General features: G+C 63.4%; 16 protein-coding genes. 12 read left to right on the forward strand and 4 right to left on the reverse strand.

Features of this window, described 5'->3' with window-relative positions; all coding sequences use genetic code 11:
* The 3 genes from MWN76_RS12850 to MWN76_RS12860 form a co-directional block, all read left to right on the forward strand.
* Positions 1 to 517 (forward strand): DUF4389 domain-containing protein (locus MWN76_RS12850; RefSeq protein ID WP_250461835.1); only part of this gene is annotated, 517 nt, incomplete at its 5' end.
* Positions 518 to 544: 27 nt separating this feature from the next.
* The gene (gene sixA / locus MWN76_RS12855) at positions 545 to 997 is read left to right on the forward strand and encodes a phosphohistidine phosphatase SixA (RefSeq protein ID WP_250461836.1); all 453 of its coding nucleotides are present in this window, start codon (positions 545 to 547) and stop codon (positions 995 to 997) included.
* A 247-nt stretch (positions 998 to 1,244) separates the two neighbouring features.
* Complete coding sequence (locus tag MWN76_RS12860) at positions 1,245 to 2,111, forward strand: alpha/beta fold hydrolase (protein WP_250461837.1); 867 nt, start codon at positions 1,245 to 1,247, stop codon at positions 2,109 to 2,111.
* Between the two features lie 39 nt (positions 2,112 to 2,150).
* On the opposite strand, the gene MWN76_RS12865 is transcribed toward MWN76_RS12860, so the two are convergent.
* Both MWN76_RS12865 and folE read right to left on the reverse strand, forming a co-directional pair.
* Positions 2,151 to 2,495, reverse strand: a complete 345-nt coding sequence (locus MWN76_RS12865; protein WP_250461838.1) for a 5-carboxymethyl-2-hydroxymuconate Delta-isomerase — start codon at positions 2,493 to 2,495, stop codon at positions 2,151 to 2,153.
* Positions 2,496 to 2,588: 93 nt separating this feature from the next.
* Complete coding sequence (gene folE, locus MWN76_RS12870) at positions 2,589 to 3,128, reverse strand: GTP cyclohydrolase I FolE (protein ID WP_250461839.1); 540 nt, start codon at positions 3,126 to 3,128, stop codon at positions 2,589 to 2,591.
* Between the two features lie 185 nt (positions 3,129 to 3,313).
* On the opposite strand from folE, the gene prmB reads away from it, so the two are divergent.
* From prmB to MWN76_RS12885, 3 genes are all read left to right on the forward strand, one after another.
* Positions 3,314 to 4,234 carry a 50S ribosomal protein L3 N(5)-glutamine methyltransferase gene (prmB, locus tag MWN76_RS12875; RefSeq protein ID WP_250461840.1) on the forward strand — a complete coding sequence of 307 codons (921 nt, stop codon included), beginning with the start codon at positions 3,314 to 3,316 and terminating at the stop codon, positions 4,232 to 4,234.
* A 253-nt stretch (positions 4,235 to 4,487) separates the two neighbouring features.
* Positions 4,488 to 5,579, forward strand: coding sequence for a chorismate synthase (gene aroC / locus MWN76_RS12880; protein ID WP_250461841.1), 1,092 nt, complete (start codon positions 4,488 to 4,490; stop codon positions 5,577 to 5,579).
* A gap of 102 nt (positions 5,580 to 5,681) precedes the next feature.
* Positions 5,682 to 6,746 carry a zinc-dependent alcohol dehydrogenase family protein gene (locus MWN76_RS12885; RefSeq protein WP_250461842.1) on the forward strand — a complete coding sequence of 355 codons (1,065 nt, stop codon included), beginning with the start codon at positions 5,682 to 5,684 and terminating at the stop codon, positions 6,744 to 6,746.
* A gap of 112 nt (positions 6,747 to 6,858) precedes the next feature.
* Here the strand turns inward: MWN76_RS12885 and MWN76_RS12890 are convergent, their stop codons facing one another.
* Complete coding sequence (locus MWN76_RS12890; RefSeq protein ID WP_250461843.1) at positions 6,859 to 7,629, reverse strand: TIGR04219 family outer membrane beta-barrel protein; 771 nt, start codon at positions 7,627 to 7,629, stop codon at positions 6,859 to 6,861.
* Positions 7,630 to 7,719: 90 nt separating this feature from the next.
* On the reverse strand, positions 7,720 to 8,619 hold the full coding sequence (locus tag MWN76_RS12895) for a LysR family transcriptional regulator (RefSeq protein WP_250461844.1): 900 nt from the start codon (positions 8,617 to 8,619) through the stop codon (positions 7,720 to 7,722).
* 473 nt (positions 8,620 to 9,092) lie between these two features.
* Here MWN76_RS12895 and leuC point away from each other — a divergent pair, with 473 nt between their 5' ends.
* The 6 genes from leuC (at position 9,093) to MWN76_RS12925 (ending at position 16,260) form a co-directional block, all read left to right on the forward strand.
* Complete coding sequence (gene leuC, locus MWN76_RS12900; protein ID WP_250461845.1) at positions 9,093 to 10,550, forward strand: 3-isopropylmalate dehydratase large subunit; 1,458 nt, start codon at positions 9,093 to 9,095, stop codon at positions 10,548 to 10,550.
* Positions 10,551 to 10,554: 4 nt separating this feature from the next.
* On the forward strand, positions 10,555 to 11,202 hold the full coding sequence (gene leuD / locus MWN76_RS12905; protein WP_250461846.1) for a 3-isopropylmalate dehydratase small subunit: 648 nt from the start codon (positions 10,555 to 10,557) through the stop codon (positions 11,200 to 11,202).
* A 109-nt stretch (positions 11,203 to 11,311) separates the two neighbouring features.
* Entirely contained in the window at positions 11,312 to 12,385 is a 1,074-nt protein-coding gene (gene leuB / locus MWN76_RS12910; protein ID WP_250461847.1) for a 3-isopropylmalate dehydrogenase, read from the forward strand.
* A 79-nt stretch (positions 12,386 to 12,464) separates the two neighbouring features.
* Positions 12,465 to 13,595, forward strand: coding sequence for an aspartate-semialdehyde dehydrogenase (gene asd / locus MWN76_RS12915; protein WP_250461848.1), 1,131 nt, complete (start codon positions 12,465 to 12,467; stop codon positions 13,593 to 13,595).
* A 198-nt stretch (positions 13,596 to 13,793) separates the two neighbouring features.
* Positions 13,794 to 15,134, forward strand: coding sequence for a hypothetical protein (locus tag MWN76_RS12920; RefSeq protein ID WP_250461849.1), 1,341 nt, complete (start codon positions 13,794 to 13,796; stop codon positions 15,132 to 15,134).
* 130 nt (positions 15,135 to 15,264) lie between these two features.
* Positions 15,265 to 16,260: an Asd/ArgC dimerization domain-containing protein gene (locus MWN76_RS12925; protein ID WP_250461850.1), complete on the forward strand. Its 996-nt coding sequence runs from the start codon at positions 15,265 to 15,267 to the stop codon at positions 16,258 to 16,260.
* Positions 16,261 to 16,383: the final 123 nt, after the last annotated feature.

The raw sequence follows: 16,383 nt of genomic DNA on the forward strand, positions 1-16,383 counted from the left end.
TGCAGACAGGATACGAAAGCCAAATTACAACGGTGACTTTTATATGGATAACGACGAACTGAAACACAACCTGACCTCCGGCAACCAGTGGATGCGCCTGATCTACATGGTGCTGTTCTTCTTCCTGCTCGAAATCGCCGCCTTCGTGATGCTGGCGGTGGTGGTGCTGCAGTTCCTGTTCTCGATTATCAGCGGCGGCCCCAACGACAACCTGCGCCGCCTGGGCGACCAGATTGCCTCCTATATCTTCCAGACACTGCAGTTCATGATCTACAACACCGAGGAGAAACCCTTCCCGTTCTCCGAGTGGCCCGAATCGGATGTCGAGGACCTGTCCGGTTACGAGAGCGCCGAAGAGGTGGATGGCGAAGTGGTCACCGAGGACGAAGAGGTCGAGGAGGCCATCGAGCTCGGCGCCGATGACGCGGAAGGGGAAGCGGCGCAGAAGAAATCCTCCCGCGGGAAATCTTCCACCTCCAGGAAGGCCACCGAAGACGAGAGTGACGGAAAAGAGTAAGCGCCGACAACCGGCGGGAGTTTGCCTGTGCAACTGCTGATACTGCGCCATGGCGAGGCCGAACCGATGCAGATCGACGACGCCGCGCGCCAGCTCACCGGGCGCGGTCGCGCCCAGGTGGCGGGCATCTGCGAGCGCCGCACCGAGGCCCTGTCCGCGGTCAAGGCCATCTGGGCCAGCCCCTTTGTGCGCACCCGCCAGACCGCCGAAATCGTCGCCGACAAGTTTGGCCTGTCGGTAAAGACCGAGCCGCTGCTGATCGGCGACACCCGCCCACAGCAGGTGCTGGATCTGCTGCAGCGGGGAAGTGACTTCCCGCTGTTGCTGGTCAGCCACCAGCCTCTGGTCGGCAGCCTCGTCAACGGCCTCTGCGGCACCGGCAATCGCTACCCGATGGGCACCGCTAGCCTGGCCAGCCTGAGTACTGAAGTGTGGGCCGATGGGTGTGCCGAACTGGACTGGTTGCAGCACGCGGTCTGAATGCGGCATTCGGAATAGGGCCTTCCACCGGGACCGCGGAGCTCCCGCGCTCCTGAATCACCACTCGCCCTGACGCATCCTGTCATTGTTTCCGCTATGCGCAGTCGGCAAGATTCCGCATTCATCATTGATGAGGTACATCCCTGTGCCTCACCCGCTTCGCGGGCAGCCTGCGGCTGTCAAAATTTGGCTCCAGCCGCTGCAAGTATTCGCGGCGCCTGCGGCCCAGACAAATTTGTCCGCATTTATGAATCACTCTCCCCGCGAAATCACCCTGGAATTCGACCGCAAGACCATCGCCGCCCGCCAGTGGGGCAACCCCGATGGCGAGCCGGTACTGGCCCTGCACGGGTGGCTGGACAACTGCGCCAGCTTTGACCGGCTGGCGCCGCTGCTCGGGGGAGTCAACCTGGTGGCGGTGGATATGGCCGGCCATGGCCAGAGCTATCACCGCTCGCGGGATGCGAACTACAACATCTGGGAGGAGGTCGAGGATGTGCTGGGAATGGCGAAAGCCCTCAACTGGCACGACTTTTCCCTGCTGGCCCATTCCCGCGGCGCCGTGGCGGCCATGCTGACTGCCGGAACCTTCCCCGATCGGATTGTGCGCATGGCGTTGATCGACGGCCTGGTGCCGCCGCCGGCGAGGGATACCGAGGCACCGGAAGTGCTGGCCAGGGCCATCGCCCAGCGCGCCCGCTACGGCGCGCGCAAACCGCGCCGTTTCGACAGCCTGGAAGAGGCAGTGGAGGCGCGCAAACACGGCATGTTCCGCCTCGGCGATGACGCCGCCCGGCGCCTGGTGGCGCGGGGCACCGTGCCCGCCGGCGGGGGCGTGGCCTGGAGCAACGATCCGCGCCTGGTGGCCACTTCCACCGCCAAGCTCAACAATGCCCAGGTACAGGCCTTTCTCGATCGCGTTGGCATGCCGGTGCGGCTGGTGCTGGCAGAGGAGGGGATCTCGGACATGATCGAGCGCCTGCGCCCGGTGCTGGAGGGGCGCGGCAATATCGCCGTGAAGGAATTGCCCGGCAGTCACCACCTGCATATGGAGGACGGTGCCGCGGCGATCGCCGAATGGTTCGGCCCCTTCCTGTGCGGCGAGAGTGGCTGAAAGCGGTGTGGGGTGGCCCGATTCCGCCGCGCCGATCCCCTAAAACGGCAACCGCTTCGAGTAACAGCTCGGGTCTATTTCCCGCACCTCCACCGTCACCGCCGGTACCCCTTCGGCAAACTGGCACAGGCAGTTGAACACCGCCGAACTCAGTGCCTCCCGGTCGCGCTCGCTGCGCCCCTCGAACAGCCGCACCTCCGCATGGATAAAACTGCCGCCCTTGTCGCCGGCAATAAAATCCCGGAACGCCAGCGCGCGGGTCTTGATGGTGTGGGGGGCGAACAGGCCGGAGCGGCTCATGGCATCCTGTGCGGAGCTCACCAGCGCGGGGATGGAGATCCGGTCTTCCAGGTTCTGCGCGTACTCGATCACCAGGTGCGGCATGGATCTCTCCGTGAGGGCTTTCCTTCAGCTTAGCGGGCGGCAGCGCCCTGTGGGAGCCCGCCCACAGGCAGGTTCCTGCATTGGCGATATGCCTTACCTGATCAGGGACAGGAACTCGTTGCGGGTGGCCTGATTGCTGCGGAAGGTGCCGAGCATGGCCGAGGTCTTCATCACCGAGTTTTGTTTCTCCACGCCGCGCATCATCATGCACATGTGTTTCGCCTCGACAATAACGCCCACGCCGGCGGCGCCGGTGACCTTCTGGATGGTCTCGGCCACCTCCACCGTCAGCTGCTCCTGGATCTGCAGGCGGCGCGCAAACATGTCGACGATACGGGCGACCTTGGACAGGCCCACCACCTGGCCGTCGGGGATATAGGCCACATGCGCCTTGCCGATAAACGGCAGCAGGTGGTGCTCGCACAGGGAGTAGAGTTCGATATCCTTGACCAGCACCATCTCGCTGCAATCCGACGGGAAGAGGGCGCCGTTGACCACATCGTCCACCGTCTGCTGGTAGCCGCGGGTCAGGTAGGCCATGGCCTTGGCGGCGCGCTCCGGCGTGTCTTTCAGGCCCGGACGTTGCGGATCCTCGCCGATTGCCTCAATAATTCGCGCGTAGTGTTCGTTCATCTGGTTGTGCTTCCAATATCTCGGCCCGAGGGGCGGGTGCGCTACCCTAAGCGTTTGTCACACGGGAGTAAAGATCCGCCGTTGGCGTCCCATGTGTTTTACTCCCCGGCGGTGCGCGCGGATCACCGGATGCCGGTTTCGCGACCGTGTCGCCTCACCCTCCGCAAACAGGTAAGGATAAGTTAATGATAGAAAAGCGTGAATCCAGCCTCCGGGAACTGGTGACCCTGCTGGACTTCGTGCGCTGGGGCACCAGCCGCTTCAATGAGGCCGGCCTCCACTTCGGCCACGGCACCGACAACGCTTGGGACGAGGCGCTGCAACTGGTGATGCACAGCCTGCACCTGCCGCTGGACAGCAAGCCGGAGGTGCTGCAGGCGCGGCTGACAATGGAGGAGCGCCGCAGTGCCATGGCGCTGCTCGAGCGCCGTGTCGACGAGCGCCTGCCGCTGCCCTACCTGACCAATGAGGCGCACTTCTGTGGCCTGGATTTCTACGTCGACGAGCGGGTGCTAGTGCCGCGCTCGCCGATCGGCGAACTGATCCGCAACGACTTCCAGCCCTGGCTCAAGGTGGAACCGCTGGCGATCCTGGACCTGTGTTGCGGCAGCGGCTGTATCGGCATCGCCTGTGCCGGGGCCTTTCCCGAAGCGCGTGTGGACCTGGCGGATATCGACAGCGGCGCCGTCGAGGTGGCGCAGATCAACATCAACCGCCACCACCTGAACGAGCAGGTGCGGGCCGTACAGTCCGACCTGTTCAGCGGCCTGGATGGGTTCAGTTACGAGCTGATTGTCTGCAACCCGCCGTATGTGGATGCCCGCGACCTGGCGGAGATGCCACAGGAATTCCGCGCGGAGCCGGAAATCGCCCTGGGTTCCGGCGACGACGGCCTGGATTTCACCCGCCGCCTGCTGCGCGAGGCGGCCGACCACCTGCAGCCGGACGGCCTGCTGGTGTGTGAAGTGGGCAACAGCTGGCAGGCGCTGGAAGACGCCTTCCCGACAGTGCCCTTTACCTGGCCGGAGTTTGCCGACGGTGGCCACGGGGTCTTCGTCATCAGCCGCGAAGAGCTGCTCGCTTATTTCACCGGGACTCGGGAATAAAATTGGAGTAGGCACCGGCTTCGTGCGCTGTGGCCGGTCTTCCGAAGCCAGTCCGTTCATGCGTCGGACCTCTACGGCTGCGAATTGCCAATGGCGCCGGGGATGTCGGCGACAATTATTGCGACCTCGCGCCGATGGCACGATACTGCGAGTCCCGAGTCCCGAGTCCCGAGTCCCGAGTCCCGAGTCCCAAAAGGCGCTATAATCCCCGCCCTCATATAACTTGCAAGACCCAATACAAGGCCCCAACCCCATGTCCGGCAACACTTTTGGCAAGCTGTTCTGCGTAACCACCTTCGGCGAGAGCCATGGTCCGGCGCTGGGCTGTATCGTCGACGGCTGCCCGCCCGGCCTGGCCATCAGCGAGGAGGAAATCCAGCTGGAGCTGGATCGGCGCAAGCCCGGTACTTCCCGCTACACCACCCAGCGCCGCGAGGCGGACCAGGTAAAAATCCTCTCCGGCGTGTTCGAGGGCAAAACCACCGGCACCCCCATCGGCCTGCTGATCGAGAACACCGATCAGCGCTCCAAGGATTATTCCAATATCGCCGAACAGGTGCGCCCGGCGCACGCCGACTACACCTACTGGCAGAAGTACGGCGTGCGCGACTACCGCGGCGGCGGCCGTTCGTCCGCGCGCGAGACGGCCATGCGCGTGGCCGCCGGCGCCATTGCCAAAAAGTGGTTGAGGGAAAAGTTCGATATCCAGGTGCGCGGCTACCTGTCGCAGCTGGGCCCGATCAGCGTTGAAAAGCTCGACTGGGAACAGGTGGACCGTAACCCGTTCTTCTGCCCGGACGCGGACAAGGTGCCGGAGATGGAGGCCTATATGCAGGCGCTGATCAAGGAGGGCAACTCCATCGGCGCGCGCATCTCCGTGCAGGCCAGCGGCGTGCCCGCGGGCCTGGGCGAGCCCATCTTCGATCGCCTGGACGCGGACCTGGCCCACGGCCTGATGAGCATCAACGCGGTCAAGGGCGTCGAGATCGGGGCCGGCTTTGCCAGCGTCGGGCAGAAGGGTACCGAGCACCGCGACGAGATAACGCCGGACGGTTTCCTGTCCAACAACGCCGGCGGCGTGCTCGGCGGCATCTCCAGCGGCCAGGACCTGGTCGCCCATATCGCGCTGAAGCCCACCTCCAGCCTGCGCATTCCCGGCCGCAGTATCGACACCCACGGCAACCCGATCGAAGTGGTCACCAAGGGCCGCCACGACCCCTGCGTGGGTATCCGCGCGACGCCGATCGCCGAGGCGATGATGGCGCTGGTGCTGATCGACCATGTGCTGCGCCAGCGGGGGCAGAATGGGGATGTGACTGCGGGAGTCGCCACTGCGGGTCGATGAGTGTGCGCTGATTCTCGGTGAATTGCTGCGGCAGTCGCCTGCCCATCCTGCCATTTGGGTCTACTATCGGGGAGCACCGGCAATATTGAGGTGACCTCGGGAATGAAGGCCCTTACCGTCGATCGACACGCCGACGATTTCAGTTGTGTCAAACTCTCCGATGTGGAGCGGCCGGTCCTGCGCTCCGGCCAGGTGCTGGTGCGCATGAGCGCCAGCGCCATCAATCCCTCCGATTTCAATGTGATTCACGGCCGCTATCTACAGGCGCTGCAGCGCGCGGTGTGGAATTACCAGAAACCCACTTCCTACCTGTTGCCCCGTGGGCAGCCGCTCAAGCGCGCCCCCTGTACCCTGGGTAGTGAGGGGGTGGGCGTCGTGGAAGCCGTGGGCGGTGGCCTTTTCGCGCGTCGGTTGCTGGGGCGGCGCGTGGCGGTGGTCGCGGCCGATTCCCCGGAGAGCGGCACCTGGGCGGAGTACCTGGCCGTGGATGCGAATCGCGCGTTGCCGCTGCCAAAGGATATCGACGACGCCCAGGGCGCGATGTTCTTCATCAACCCGATGACCGCCTACATCCTGACCCGCGAGGTGCTGAGGGTTCCCCGCGGCGAGTACCTGTTGCAGACGGCCGGCGGTTCGGCGCTGGGACGTATGGTGGTTCGCCTGGGGCGGCGCTTCGGTTTCAGGACCATCAGTATCGTGCGGCGCGTGGAGCGGGCGGCGGAGTTGCGGCGCCTCGGCAGCGACGCGGTGATCGCCACCGACAGCGAGGACGCCTTCACGCGGGTGGCGGAAATCACCGGTGGTGCCGGTGTGGGCTATGCCATCGACAGTGTCGGTGGCCAGCTGGGCGGCGAGGTGCTGCGCTGCCTGTCACCGCGCGGCAGGCTGGTTTGTTACGGCACCCTGAGCCAGCAGAACACGGTGTTGCCGGTGCGCGAGATGATGATGTCGCTGGCCAGTATCCAGGGGTTCTATCTCGGCAACTGGCTGGCGTCGCAGTCGAAATGGAAGCTGTTTTCCGTCCTGCACAATGTCAGGAAACTGATCGGCACCGGCGAGCTGCGCGCCAGTGCGGAGCGGCAGTTCAATCTGTCGGATTACGAGACGGCCTTTGCCTATGCGCGCAGTGGGGCCGGCAAGGCGCTGTTCCGCATGGACGGTGGGTGATCGGTGGTTTGTGAGGGGGCAGGATGGGCATACGCTGTGCCCATCCTGCAGGTCGCTGCCTGTAGGAGCCTGCCTGCAGGCTTCTACAGCACAATGCCGCGAGTGCCGGAAATTACAGGTGCAGGTTCAGTCCCAGGTAGGGGCCCTTGATTTCCAGGTCGGTCTGGAAATCGTCCAGTTCCTGTACATCCAGTGTCATCTGGCGATAGCCGGCCTCGATGGCGAAATCCAGTGCCGGTACGAAATCCCAGCGCACCTTGGCCGTCAGGTCGGTGTGCCTGTCGCCGTCGTAACTGGTGGCATTGCCCTGGGCGATGATGGACCAGCCGGTAAACGGCAGGTCGAAGCGTGCCATACCGTAAGCCATCGGCAGCACGCCGGAGAATTCGATGGTTTCGCTTTTGGGTTGATCGACACCGATTGCGGTGGCGGCGGCGAAGTCGTTGTAGGCTTCCAGGCTGCCGTCGTACTGGCGCGCGGTCAGGCCCAGGTCCAGGTTGACCCAGTTGTCCAGTATTTCGTAATAGAGGGTGGCGTCGGTGTGGCTGAGATCCATGTTGGCGTAGACCTCGTGGCCCGCGTCAAAGGTTTCCTCGCCGAAAGTCACATCACGGCTGAGAAAGGCGGAGCCATCGGTTTCGATTTTACTGTGGGCAACCATGATATTGGGCACCAGCGGAATCGGGTGCTCGAGGGCGGCCTGGATAAAAGTGATGTTGTCGTCGGCCACGTCGAAGTTGTCGATATCGTAGTCGTCGACGCCCAGGGTGCCGCTGTAGTCGGGCTGCCAGGCGCCGAGGCTGGCGTCGAAGCCGAGAATGGTGTCGGCGCTGGCGGCGCCACTGGCGAGTGCGGCGCAGAGGGCGAGGGCTGTTTTCTTCATGGCGATCTCTCCGTTTTTTAGTTGGGCGGAGTTTACCTGTTTTTCGCTGACATGCTGATGTCAGTCGCACATTTTGTGCGCCCCGTAGGGTTATTGGACACCGTCCTGTGCCGGGTTTTTCCCCGCGGTGGCAATCAGCAGCTGTTGCAGGGCGGCTGCGGCATTGCTCAGGGTGCGCGCGCGGTGGTTGATGACGCCCAGGTTGCGCAGGATGTGCAGTTTTTCCACCGGCAGTACTGCCAGGCTTTCATCCACGAGGGTTTCCGGCAGCACGCTCCAGCCGAGGCCGACACCGGCCATCATTTTGATGGTCTCGAGAAAGTTGGTGGCCAGTTTGGCGGTCAGTTTCAGGCCGCGCTGGTCGAATTCACGTTTGATCAGCCGGCCGGTATAGGTATTGAGGTCCGGCAGTATGGCCGGGTAGCGGGCCAGGTCGGAGAGGTCCAGCGCCGGCAGTTTTGACAGTGGGTGGTCCGGCGCGGCCACCACCACACAGGGATCGGGCCAGATGACGCGGGATTCCAGGCTCGGGTAGTCCTTCTGGGCCAGGGTCACGACTGCGAGTTCGTACTCGCCGGCCATCAGTGCTTCATAGGCCTGTTCCGAGTCGACGAAATCGATGTCCAGGGCCACTTCCGGGTAGCGGGTGCTGAATGCCTTGAGCACTGGCGGCAGGTGGTGCAGGCCCACATGGTGACTGGTGGCGATGCGCAGGCTGCCGGTCACCTCGTTGCCCAGGGCGCGCAGTTCGCGCTCGGCGTCGCTGACCTCGTTGAGGATATGCCGCGCCCGCGGCAGCAGTGCGCGGCCGGCATCGGTCAGCTGCAGGCGCCGGCCGATGCGGTCGAACAGCGGCGTGCCCAGTTGTTGCTCCAGCGCTGCCAGGCGCTTGCTGACCGCCGGCTGGGTCAGGTGCAATGTCTCCGCCGCCTCGGAGGCGGAGCCCTGTTCGGCGGTGGCGAGGAAGGCCTTGAGCCACTGGATTTCCATGGGTTGGGGATTCCTGTTGCTTGGTGCCGGTAGGCTGGCGTCGTGGCGGCCCTGCTGCCGGTGGCTGTTTGTTCAATAGCTTCACCGGCACAAATCGGCAGGATGGCCGATACTGCGTCATGCGTTCTCTGCATGACCGCCGTCCTTGGCGGTCTCACGCCGTTGACCGGGCTTGTAGGGGGCGCCGAAATTCGGTTCGTAAGCAGGTTCCGGGCCGGCCCTGCTGTCGGTGGCTGTTTGCTCAACAGCCTCATCGGCAATCGTTTCACAAACAACCCCCGACAGCAGGGCCTTCACGTCCAGCCGGGCCGTTCTTTTTTGACCTTGACCGGGCGCAGCCTACTTGAGTCCCGAGTCCCGCACATGGAATTCCATTTCCGACTACTTCTTATAATAAATATAAATTGATGTTATTCAATGCCCAGCCTAGACTCGGCCAGATTCGAAAACCGCATTTACTAGAGGATACGGCCATGGCCGGACAGACGCTCTACGACAAACTCTGGCGGGACCATCTGGTCAAAAGCCGCGAGGACGGCACCGCGCTGATTTATATCGATCGTCACCTGATCCACGAGGTGACCTCGCCGCAGGCTTTCGAGGGCCTGCGACTGGCTGGTCGCAAGCTCTGGCGGAAGGATTCTCTGGTGGCGACGCCGGACCACAATGTGCCGTCCGATGCGGCCGAGCGGGCTGTCGGTGTGGCCGGTATCCGCGATGAGATCGCGCGTATCCAGGTACAGACCCTGGACGAGAACTGCAGCGATTTCGATGTGGTGCAGTTCGGCATCAACGAGCCGGGCCAGGGCATCGTGCACGTGATCGGCCCGGAGACCGGCGCCACCCTGCCGGGTATGACCGTCGTCTGCGGTGATTCCCACACGTCCACCCACGGTGCCCTGGGCGCGCTGGCGCACGGTATCGGCACCTCCGAGGTGGAGCATGTGATGGCCACCCAGTGCCTGATCCAGAAGAAGATGAAGAACATGCTGGTGCGCGTGGACGGCGAGTTGGGTCCGGGTGTCACCGCGAAAGACGTGGTGCTGGCGATTATCGGCAAGATCGGCACCGCCGGCGGCACCGGTTACGCGATCGAGTTTGGCGGTTCGGCCATCCGCGGCCTGTCGATGGAGGGCCGCATGACCATCTGCAACATGGCCATCGAGGCCGGCGCCCGCGCCGGTATGGTGGCGGTGGATCAGGTGACCCTGGACTATGTCAAGGACAAGCCCTACGCGCCCAAGGGGGCGCAGTGGGAGGCGGCGGTGGAAAACTGGAACCGCCTGCACTCCGATGACGACGCCGTTTTCGATGCAGTGGTGGACCTGAAAGCCGAGGACATCGAGCCGCAGGTGAGCTGGGGCACGTCGCCGGAAATGGTGGCGCCGGTCAGTGCACTGGTACCGAACCCGGCCGACGAGAGCGACGCGACCCGCCGCTCCGGTATCGAGCGCGCGCTGGAGTATATGGGCCTGAGTGCGGGCCAGAAGATAACCGATATCAAGCTCGATCGGGTGTTTATCGGTTCCTGTACCAATTCCCGTATCGAGGATCTGCGCGCGGCCGCCGCTGTGGCCAAGGGCCGCAGGAAAGCCGACAGCGTCAAGCAGGTGCTGGTGGTACCGGGCTCCCAGTCGGTGAAGGCGCAGGCGGAAAAAGAGGGCCTGCACACCGTGTTTGTGGAGGCCGGTTTCGAGTGGCGCGAGCCGTCCTGTTCCATGTGCCTGGCGATGAATGCGGACAAGCTGGGGGCGGGCGAGCATTGCGCTTCCACTTCCAACCGCAACTTTGAGGGGCGCCAGGGCTACGGCGGCCGCACCCACCTGGTGAGCCCGGGGATGGCCGCGGCGGCGGCGATCGCCGGTACCTTTGTCGATGTGCGTGAAATGGTTCAGGCCGGGGAGACAGCCGTGAACGGAGGGGAGATCTGAGACAATGAAAGCTTTTACTCAACACAAAGGCTTGGCGGCGCCGATGGACCGCGCCAATGTGGATACGGACCTGATCATTCCCAAGCAGTTCCTGAAATCCATCAAGCGTACTGGTTTCGGCCCCAACCTGTTCGACGAGCTGCGCTATCTCGATGAGGGGCAGCCGGGGCAGGACAATAGTGTGCGCCCGCTCAACCCGGAGTTTCCACTGAACTTTCCGCGCTACAAGGGTGCCTCAGTGCTGCTGGCGCGCAAGAACTTCGGCTGCGGCTCCAGCCGCGAGCACGCGCCCTGGGCGCTGGACGATCACGGTTTTCGCGCGGTGATTGCACCGAGCTTTGCCGATATCTTCTTCAACAACTGTTTCAAGAACGGCCTGCTGCCGATTGTGCTCGACGAGCAGGTTGTCGACCAGCTGTTCGGGGAACTGTACGCGCAGGAAGGCTACCAGCTGACCATCGACCTGGAAAAGCAGCAGGTGATCAAGCCGAATGGCGAGGCCATCGATTTCGAGGTGGACGCCTTCCGCAAGCACTGCCTGCTGAACGGCCTCGACGATATCGGCCTGACGCTGGAAGACGCGGACGATATCCGCACCTACGAAGCGAAGCGCCGCGAACAGGCACCGTGGTTGTTCGATTCGGTAAAATAATGCCCCTTTTGTAGGAGCCGGCCCCGCAGGCGAATGGGATGGAGCACGGCTCTTCATCGCCTGCAAGGCAGGCTCCTGCATGGCTCCGTTTAAATGTAAGGGAACAATTGTGAGCAAAAAAATCATGATCCTGCCGGGCGACGGTATCGGCCCGGAAATCATCGAGCAGGCGCTGGCGGTGCTGGAAGCCGCGGACAGGAAATTCGGCCTGGACCTGAGCTTCGAGCAGGGCCTGATCGGTGGCGCCTCCATCGATGCCCACGGCGAACCGCTCACCGATGCCGAGCTGGAAAAGGCCGGCCAGTGCGATGCCGTACTATTGGGCGCCGTTGGCGGTCCCAAGTGGGATCAACTGGGTCGCGCCATTCGCCCGGAAAAGGGCCTGCTGAAAATCCGCAGCAAGCTGGGCCTGTACGCCAACCTGCGCCCGGCGATTCTGTATCCGCAACTGGCGGAGGCCTCCTCGCTGAAGCCGGAAGTGGTCTCCGGCCTGGATATCCTGATCGTGCGCGAACTCACCGGCGGTATCTATTTCGGCGAGCCGCGCGGTATCCGCACGCTGGAAAACGGTGAAAAACAGGGCTTCAATACCTACGTCTACAGCGAGTCGGAAATCGAGCGTATTGCGCGCACCGCCTTCGAGGCCGCGCAGAAGCGCGGCGGCAAGCTCTGCTCCGTGGATAAGGCCAATGTACTGGAAGTGACGGTGCTGTGGCGCGAAGTGCTGGACCGCCTGGCGCCGGAATATCCGGATGTGGAACTGTCGCACATGTATGTCGACAACGCGGCCATGCAGCTGGTGCGCGCGCCCAAGCAGTTCGATGTGATGGTCACCGGCAATATGTTCGGCGATATCCTCTCCGACGCCGCCGCCATGCTGACCGGCTCCATCGGTATGCTGCCGTCCGCCTCCATGAACGAGAGCGGATTCGGCCTCTATGAACCCTGCCATGGCTCGGCGCCGGATATCGCCGGCCAGGGCCTGGCGAACCCGCTGGCGACAATTTTGTCGGCGGCGATGATGTTGCGCTACTCGCTGGACATGGGCGAGGCGGCGGACGCGATCGAAGCGGCCGTCAGCAAAGTGCTCGACGACGGACTGCGCACCGCGGATATCTACACTGATGGCAGTGTGAAGGTATCCACCGCGGAGATGGGCGCAGCAGTGGTGGCCGCTTTCTGATACCCGCGCCCGCTCACTTCGATTCGTCATTCCGGCGCGCGCCGGAATCCAGAGACAAAAGGATTAACAGGACACTGCAATGAACAAAGTAGGTTTTATCGGCTGGCGCGGTATGGTCGGCTCGGTACTGATGGGCCGTATGCGCGAAGAGAACGATTTCGCCCATATCCCGGAACCGGTTTTCTTCTCCACCTCCAATGCCGGCGGCAAAGCGCCGGACGTGGGGCGCCCGGAAAGTGACAAGAGCGTGGCGCCGCTGGGCGACGCCTTCGATATCGATGCGCTGGCGGAGCTGGATGCCATCGTCAGCTGCCAGGGCGGCGACTATACGAAAAAAGTTTACCCACAGCTGCGCGAAAAGGGCTGGAAAGGCTACTGGATCGACGCCGCCTCCAGCCTGCGTATGGAAGACGATTCCATCATCGTTCTGGACCCGGTCAACCGCGACGTGATCGATCGCGGTATCGATGCCGGTGTGAAGGACTTTATCGGCGGCAACTGCACCGTCAGCCTGATGCTGATGGGCCTCGGGGGCCTGTTCAAAGAGGGCCTGGTGGATTGGGTTTCCGCCATGACCTACCAGGCTGCCAGCGGCTCCGGTGCGCGCCATATGCGCGAGCTGATCTCGCAGATGGGAGCCATCCGCGACGGCGTCGCCGACGAACTGGCGGACCCGTCCAGCGCCATCCTGGAGATCGACCGCAAAGTGGCGCAAAACATGCGCTCCGCGGATTTCCCCACCGCCGAATTCGGCGCGCCGCTGGCCGGCAGTCTGCTGCCGTGGATCGATACCCAGCTGGAAAACGGCCAGAGCCGCGAAGAGTGGAAAGCCCAGGCCGAGGCCAACAAGATCCTGCGCACCGAGAGCACCGTACCGGTGGACGGCACCTGCGTGCGCATCGGCGCCATGCGCTGCCACAGCCAGGCGTTCACCGTGAAGCTGAAGAAAGACGTCTCCATCGCCGAGATCGAACAGCTGATCGCCTCTTCCAACGACTGGGCCAAGGTGGTGCCGAACGATCGCGACGCCACCCTCGAGCAACTGACACCGACTGCGGTCACCGGCACCATGGATATCCCGGTGGGCCGCCTGCGCAAGCTGAACATGGGCCCGCAGTACCTGTCCGCTTTTACCGTCGGCGACCAGTTGCTGTGGGGCGCCGCCGAACCGCTGCGCCGGGTGCTGCTGATTCTGCTCGGCAAGCTGTAACCCCGGGGCGCGGAGCCTTCATCCTGTAGCCGAGGGTTCCGGCTCCACTTGATCGGCTGATACGTGGACCCGAATGCCGCCCCGTGTATGATGGCATTCGGGTCTTTTGGGTATGGACGGGGCGATATGACTCTCGGGAACCGGCTGTTTAAAGTTCTGACGTGGCTGCTCGTATCGGCTGTCCTCCTGCCGGGTGCCGTGACTCTCCTCATGCTGGCCATCAACTGGAGCGACCGGCCGCCCTCTGCGGCGGCACAGAAATTCCAGCACATCCTCGACAGTCGCCCCGCCGTATCCGACAGCGACAACGCCTATGTGTACGCGCAGGGCTTTGCCATCGCGCGGCCTCTCGATCCGCTGGCGTGGGGCAGGAAACGCATTGACTGGATCGATTCGATGTCCGACCGCACATCGGCATCCGCCTTCGACCACCCTCCCGGTGAATACTCCAGCTTTGGCAAATATCGCAGCCAGCCGATAGAGAAACTGGGCGATGTCTGCCCGAATCCACCGGGCGAGGTGTGTTATGACGCGATGCGCAACGCGGACGCAGTGGTAGCGGAATGGCTGCTTTCGGAGGGCTGGGTCTTGAATCGCTACCGGGCGCTGATCTCCCGCCCGGTCTGGCGGGAGGAGGTCCCACGGCATACCTCCGCGCCTTTTCCCCCCTACAGCGAGATGCTGGAAGGCCAGAAGCTGCTGCTATTGCGTGCGTGGCAGCTTGCCGACCGCGGCGACGTCGCCGCGGTCCGCGCGCTGCTGGGGGAAGATATCCGCTTCTGGCGTATGGTGCTGGCCAGCGCCGATGTCCTGCTGACGAAAATGATCGCCACCGCGGCGATGGACAGGCATTTTGCCTGGTCGAACCTGGTGTTGCGGCGGCTTCCCGAAACCGGTGTCGATGAGGCTGTTCCGGAGTCGTGGCTGCGCCCCCTGTCCGGGCCGGAATTGTCCATGGAGCGTTGTTTCGCCGGTGAGTGGCGTTATTCGCACCATATGGTTTTCGGGATTGCGGACTGGCCGGACCTCTGGCAGGTCGCGGCGGGAGATCCGGATAGTGGCGGCGTGATAACGCAACTTACCCGCCGGGCACAGGGGTTGCTACTGCAGCCACAGGCCACCAGCAACATCACCGCCGACACTCTGCTCGCCACCAGTGATGTGCTGCGGGTTCCCCTGGAAGAGTTGCCGCGGGCAGTGGAGGCGCTGGAACGGGAGGCGCGTGCCCCGGATGAGCGCGGAATCCAGTTGTACAACCCCGTGGGTGTCATCCTGGCAAGCGTGGCCACACCGTCCTATGCATCCTATGCTGCCAGGGTGGCAGACCTCGAGGGGATCCGCCGCGCGGCGTTGCTTACCGCCCGCTTGCGCAATCGGGGCGCCATGCCGGAACCCCGGCAGATGCGGCGACTGTTGCATGAATCGGATCTGCGCGACCCATACGATGGCGAGCCATTTGCCTGGAGTAATGATTCCAGCGCCATCGTGTTTTCCGGCCTGGAGTCGGGGGATCGGGGGCGACACGCCTTCCTCTATTGAACGGCGCCGGTGCGGAGCCATTGGGTGGGGCGCGAAAAAGCACAAGTGTTAGCGGCTGCTCTTTCCCCTCATGGCCCGATGAGTATAATCGCCCCCGCTTTTCCTCCCCCAATTGACGAAGTGAAGTGATATGCCGGAATCCCCCCGCGAACTGGTCATTGTCGGCGTCGACAGCGCCGCTTTTTCCCCCCTGCTGGAAGTCCTGGAAGAGCGCAAGGTGGTCGCTGCCGATCAGTTGCGCCTGCTGGAAGAGGAGGAGGGCGAGACGGCGACCCAGGTATATGCCAACCGCAATATCCCGGTGCAGTCGCTGGAACAGTTTGCCTTTGCGCCGGAGCAGGTGGTGATCCTGTTGAAGGGCGGGGATGCCGGCCTCTCGGCGCTGTCCTCGGCCGAGGGTGCCGGCGCCTGGGTGCTGGACGCCGCCGACAACACCCGCGGGGACGAGACGGCGACCCTGATCCACCCACTGCTGAATGCCGCGGATATCGCCGCGGCGGAACGCCGGGTCCTGTCACTGCCGGCCGCCGGCGCCGCCATGGTGGCAGAGGCGCTGGCGCCGCTGCGCGACCGGCTGCAGGCGGTCGAGGTCCAGCTCAACCAGCCGGTGTCCGCGCTGGGCAAATCCGCGGTGGATGCCATGGCCGCGCAGACGGCGCGCATGTTCAACGGCCAGGAGGCGGATATCGATCCCGCCATCGGCCATCGCCTCGCGTTCAATCACCTGAGTTCCAGCGAGGCGCTGCTCGCCAGTGGCCACAACCTGTCTGAGCTGGCACTGCTGCACGACCTGCGCCGCCTGCTGGGCGGGAATATCGCGCTGGATGCCAGCATCAATACCGCCTCGGTTTTTCACGGCCAACTGGCCAATGTGCGCGCGGTCCTGAAGGAAGACGCGGACCTGGCGCAAATCGGTGGATTACTGCGCAACGGTACGCGGTTGAAAATGCGCGAGCGTCCCTCGTCGGAAGAGGCGGTCGGCGGCGAGGAGACGCTGATTGGCCGTTTGCGACAGAGCTTGTTGAACGCAAAACAGATTAATTTTTGTGCGGCGTCCGACAATTTGCGCAGAGACTTGGCGATCAACTGCGCACAGATTGCCCAGTTGTTGCTAAAAAACCACTGATAATTAATACTTAGCCGCCATAGTGAAGGTTTCTTCTTAACTTTCGTTCGACTTGGGGGTGGCGCTTTCCAAATGGTGAAAGTTTCGCCAGTGGCGGCAGGCTGTCATTGCGGCAGCCGCGTT

Origin of the sequence: Microbulbifer litoralis, from assembly GCF_023634065.1 — a bacterium.
In the GTDB taxonomy this organism is placed as follows: Bacteria; Pseudomonadota; Gammaproteobacteria; order Pseudomonadales; family Cellvibrionaceae; genus Microbulbifer; species Microbulbifer litoralis.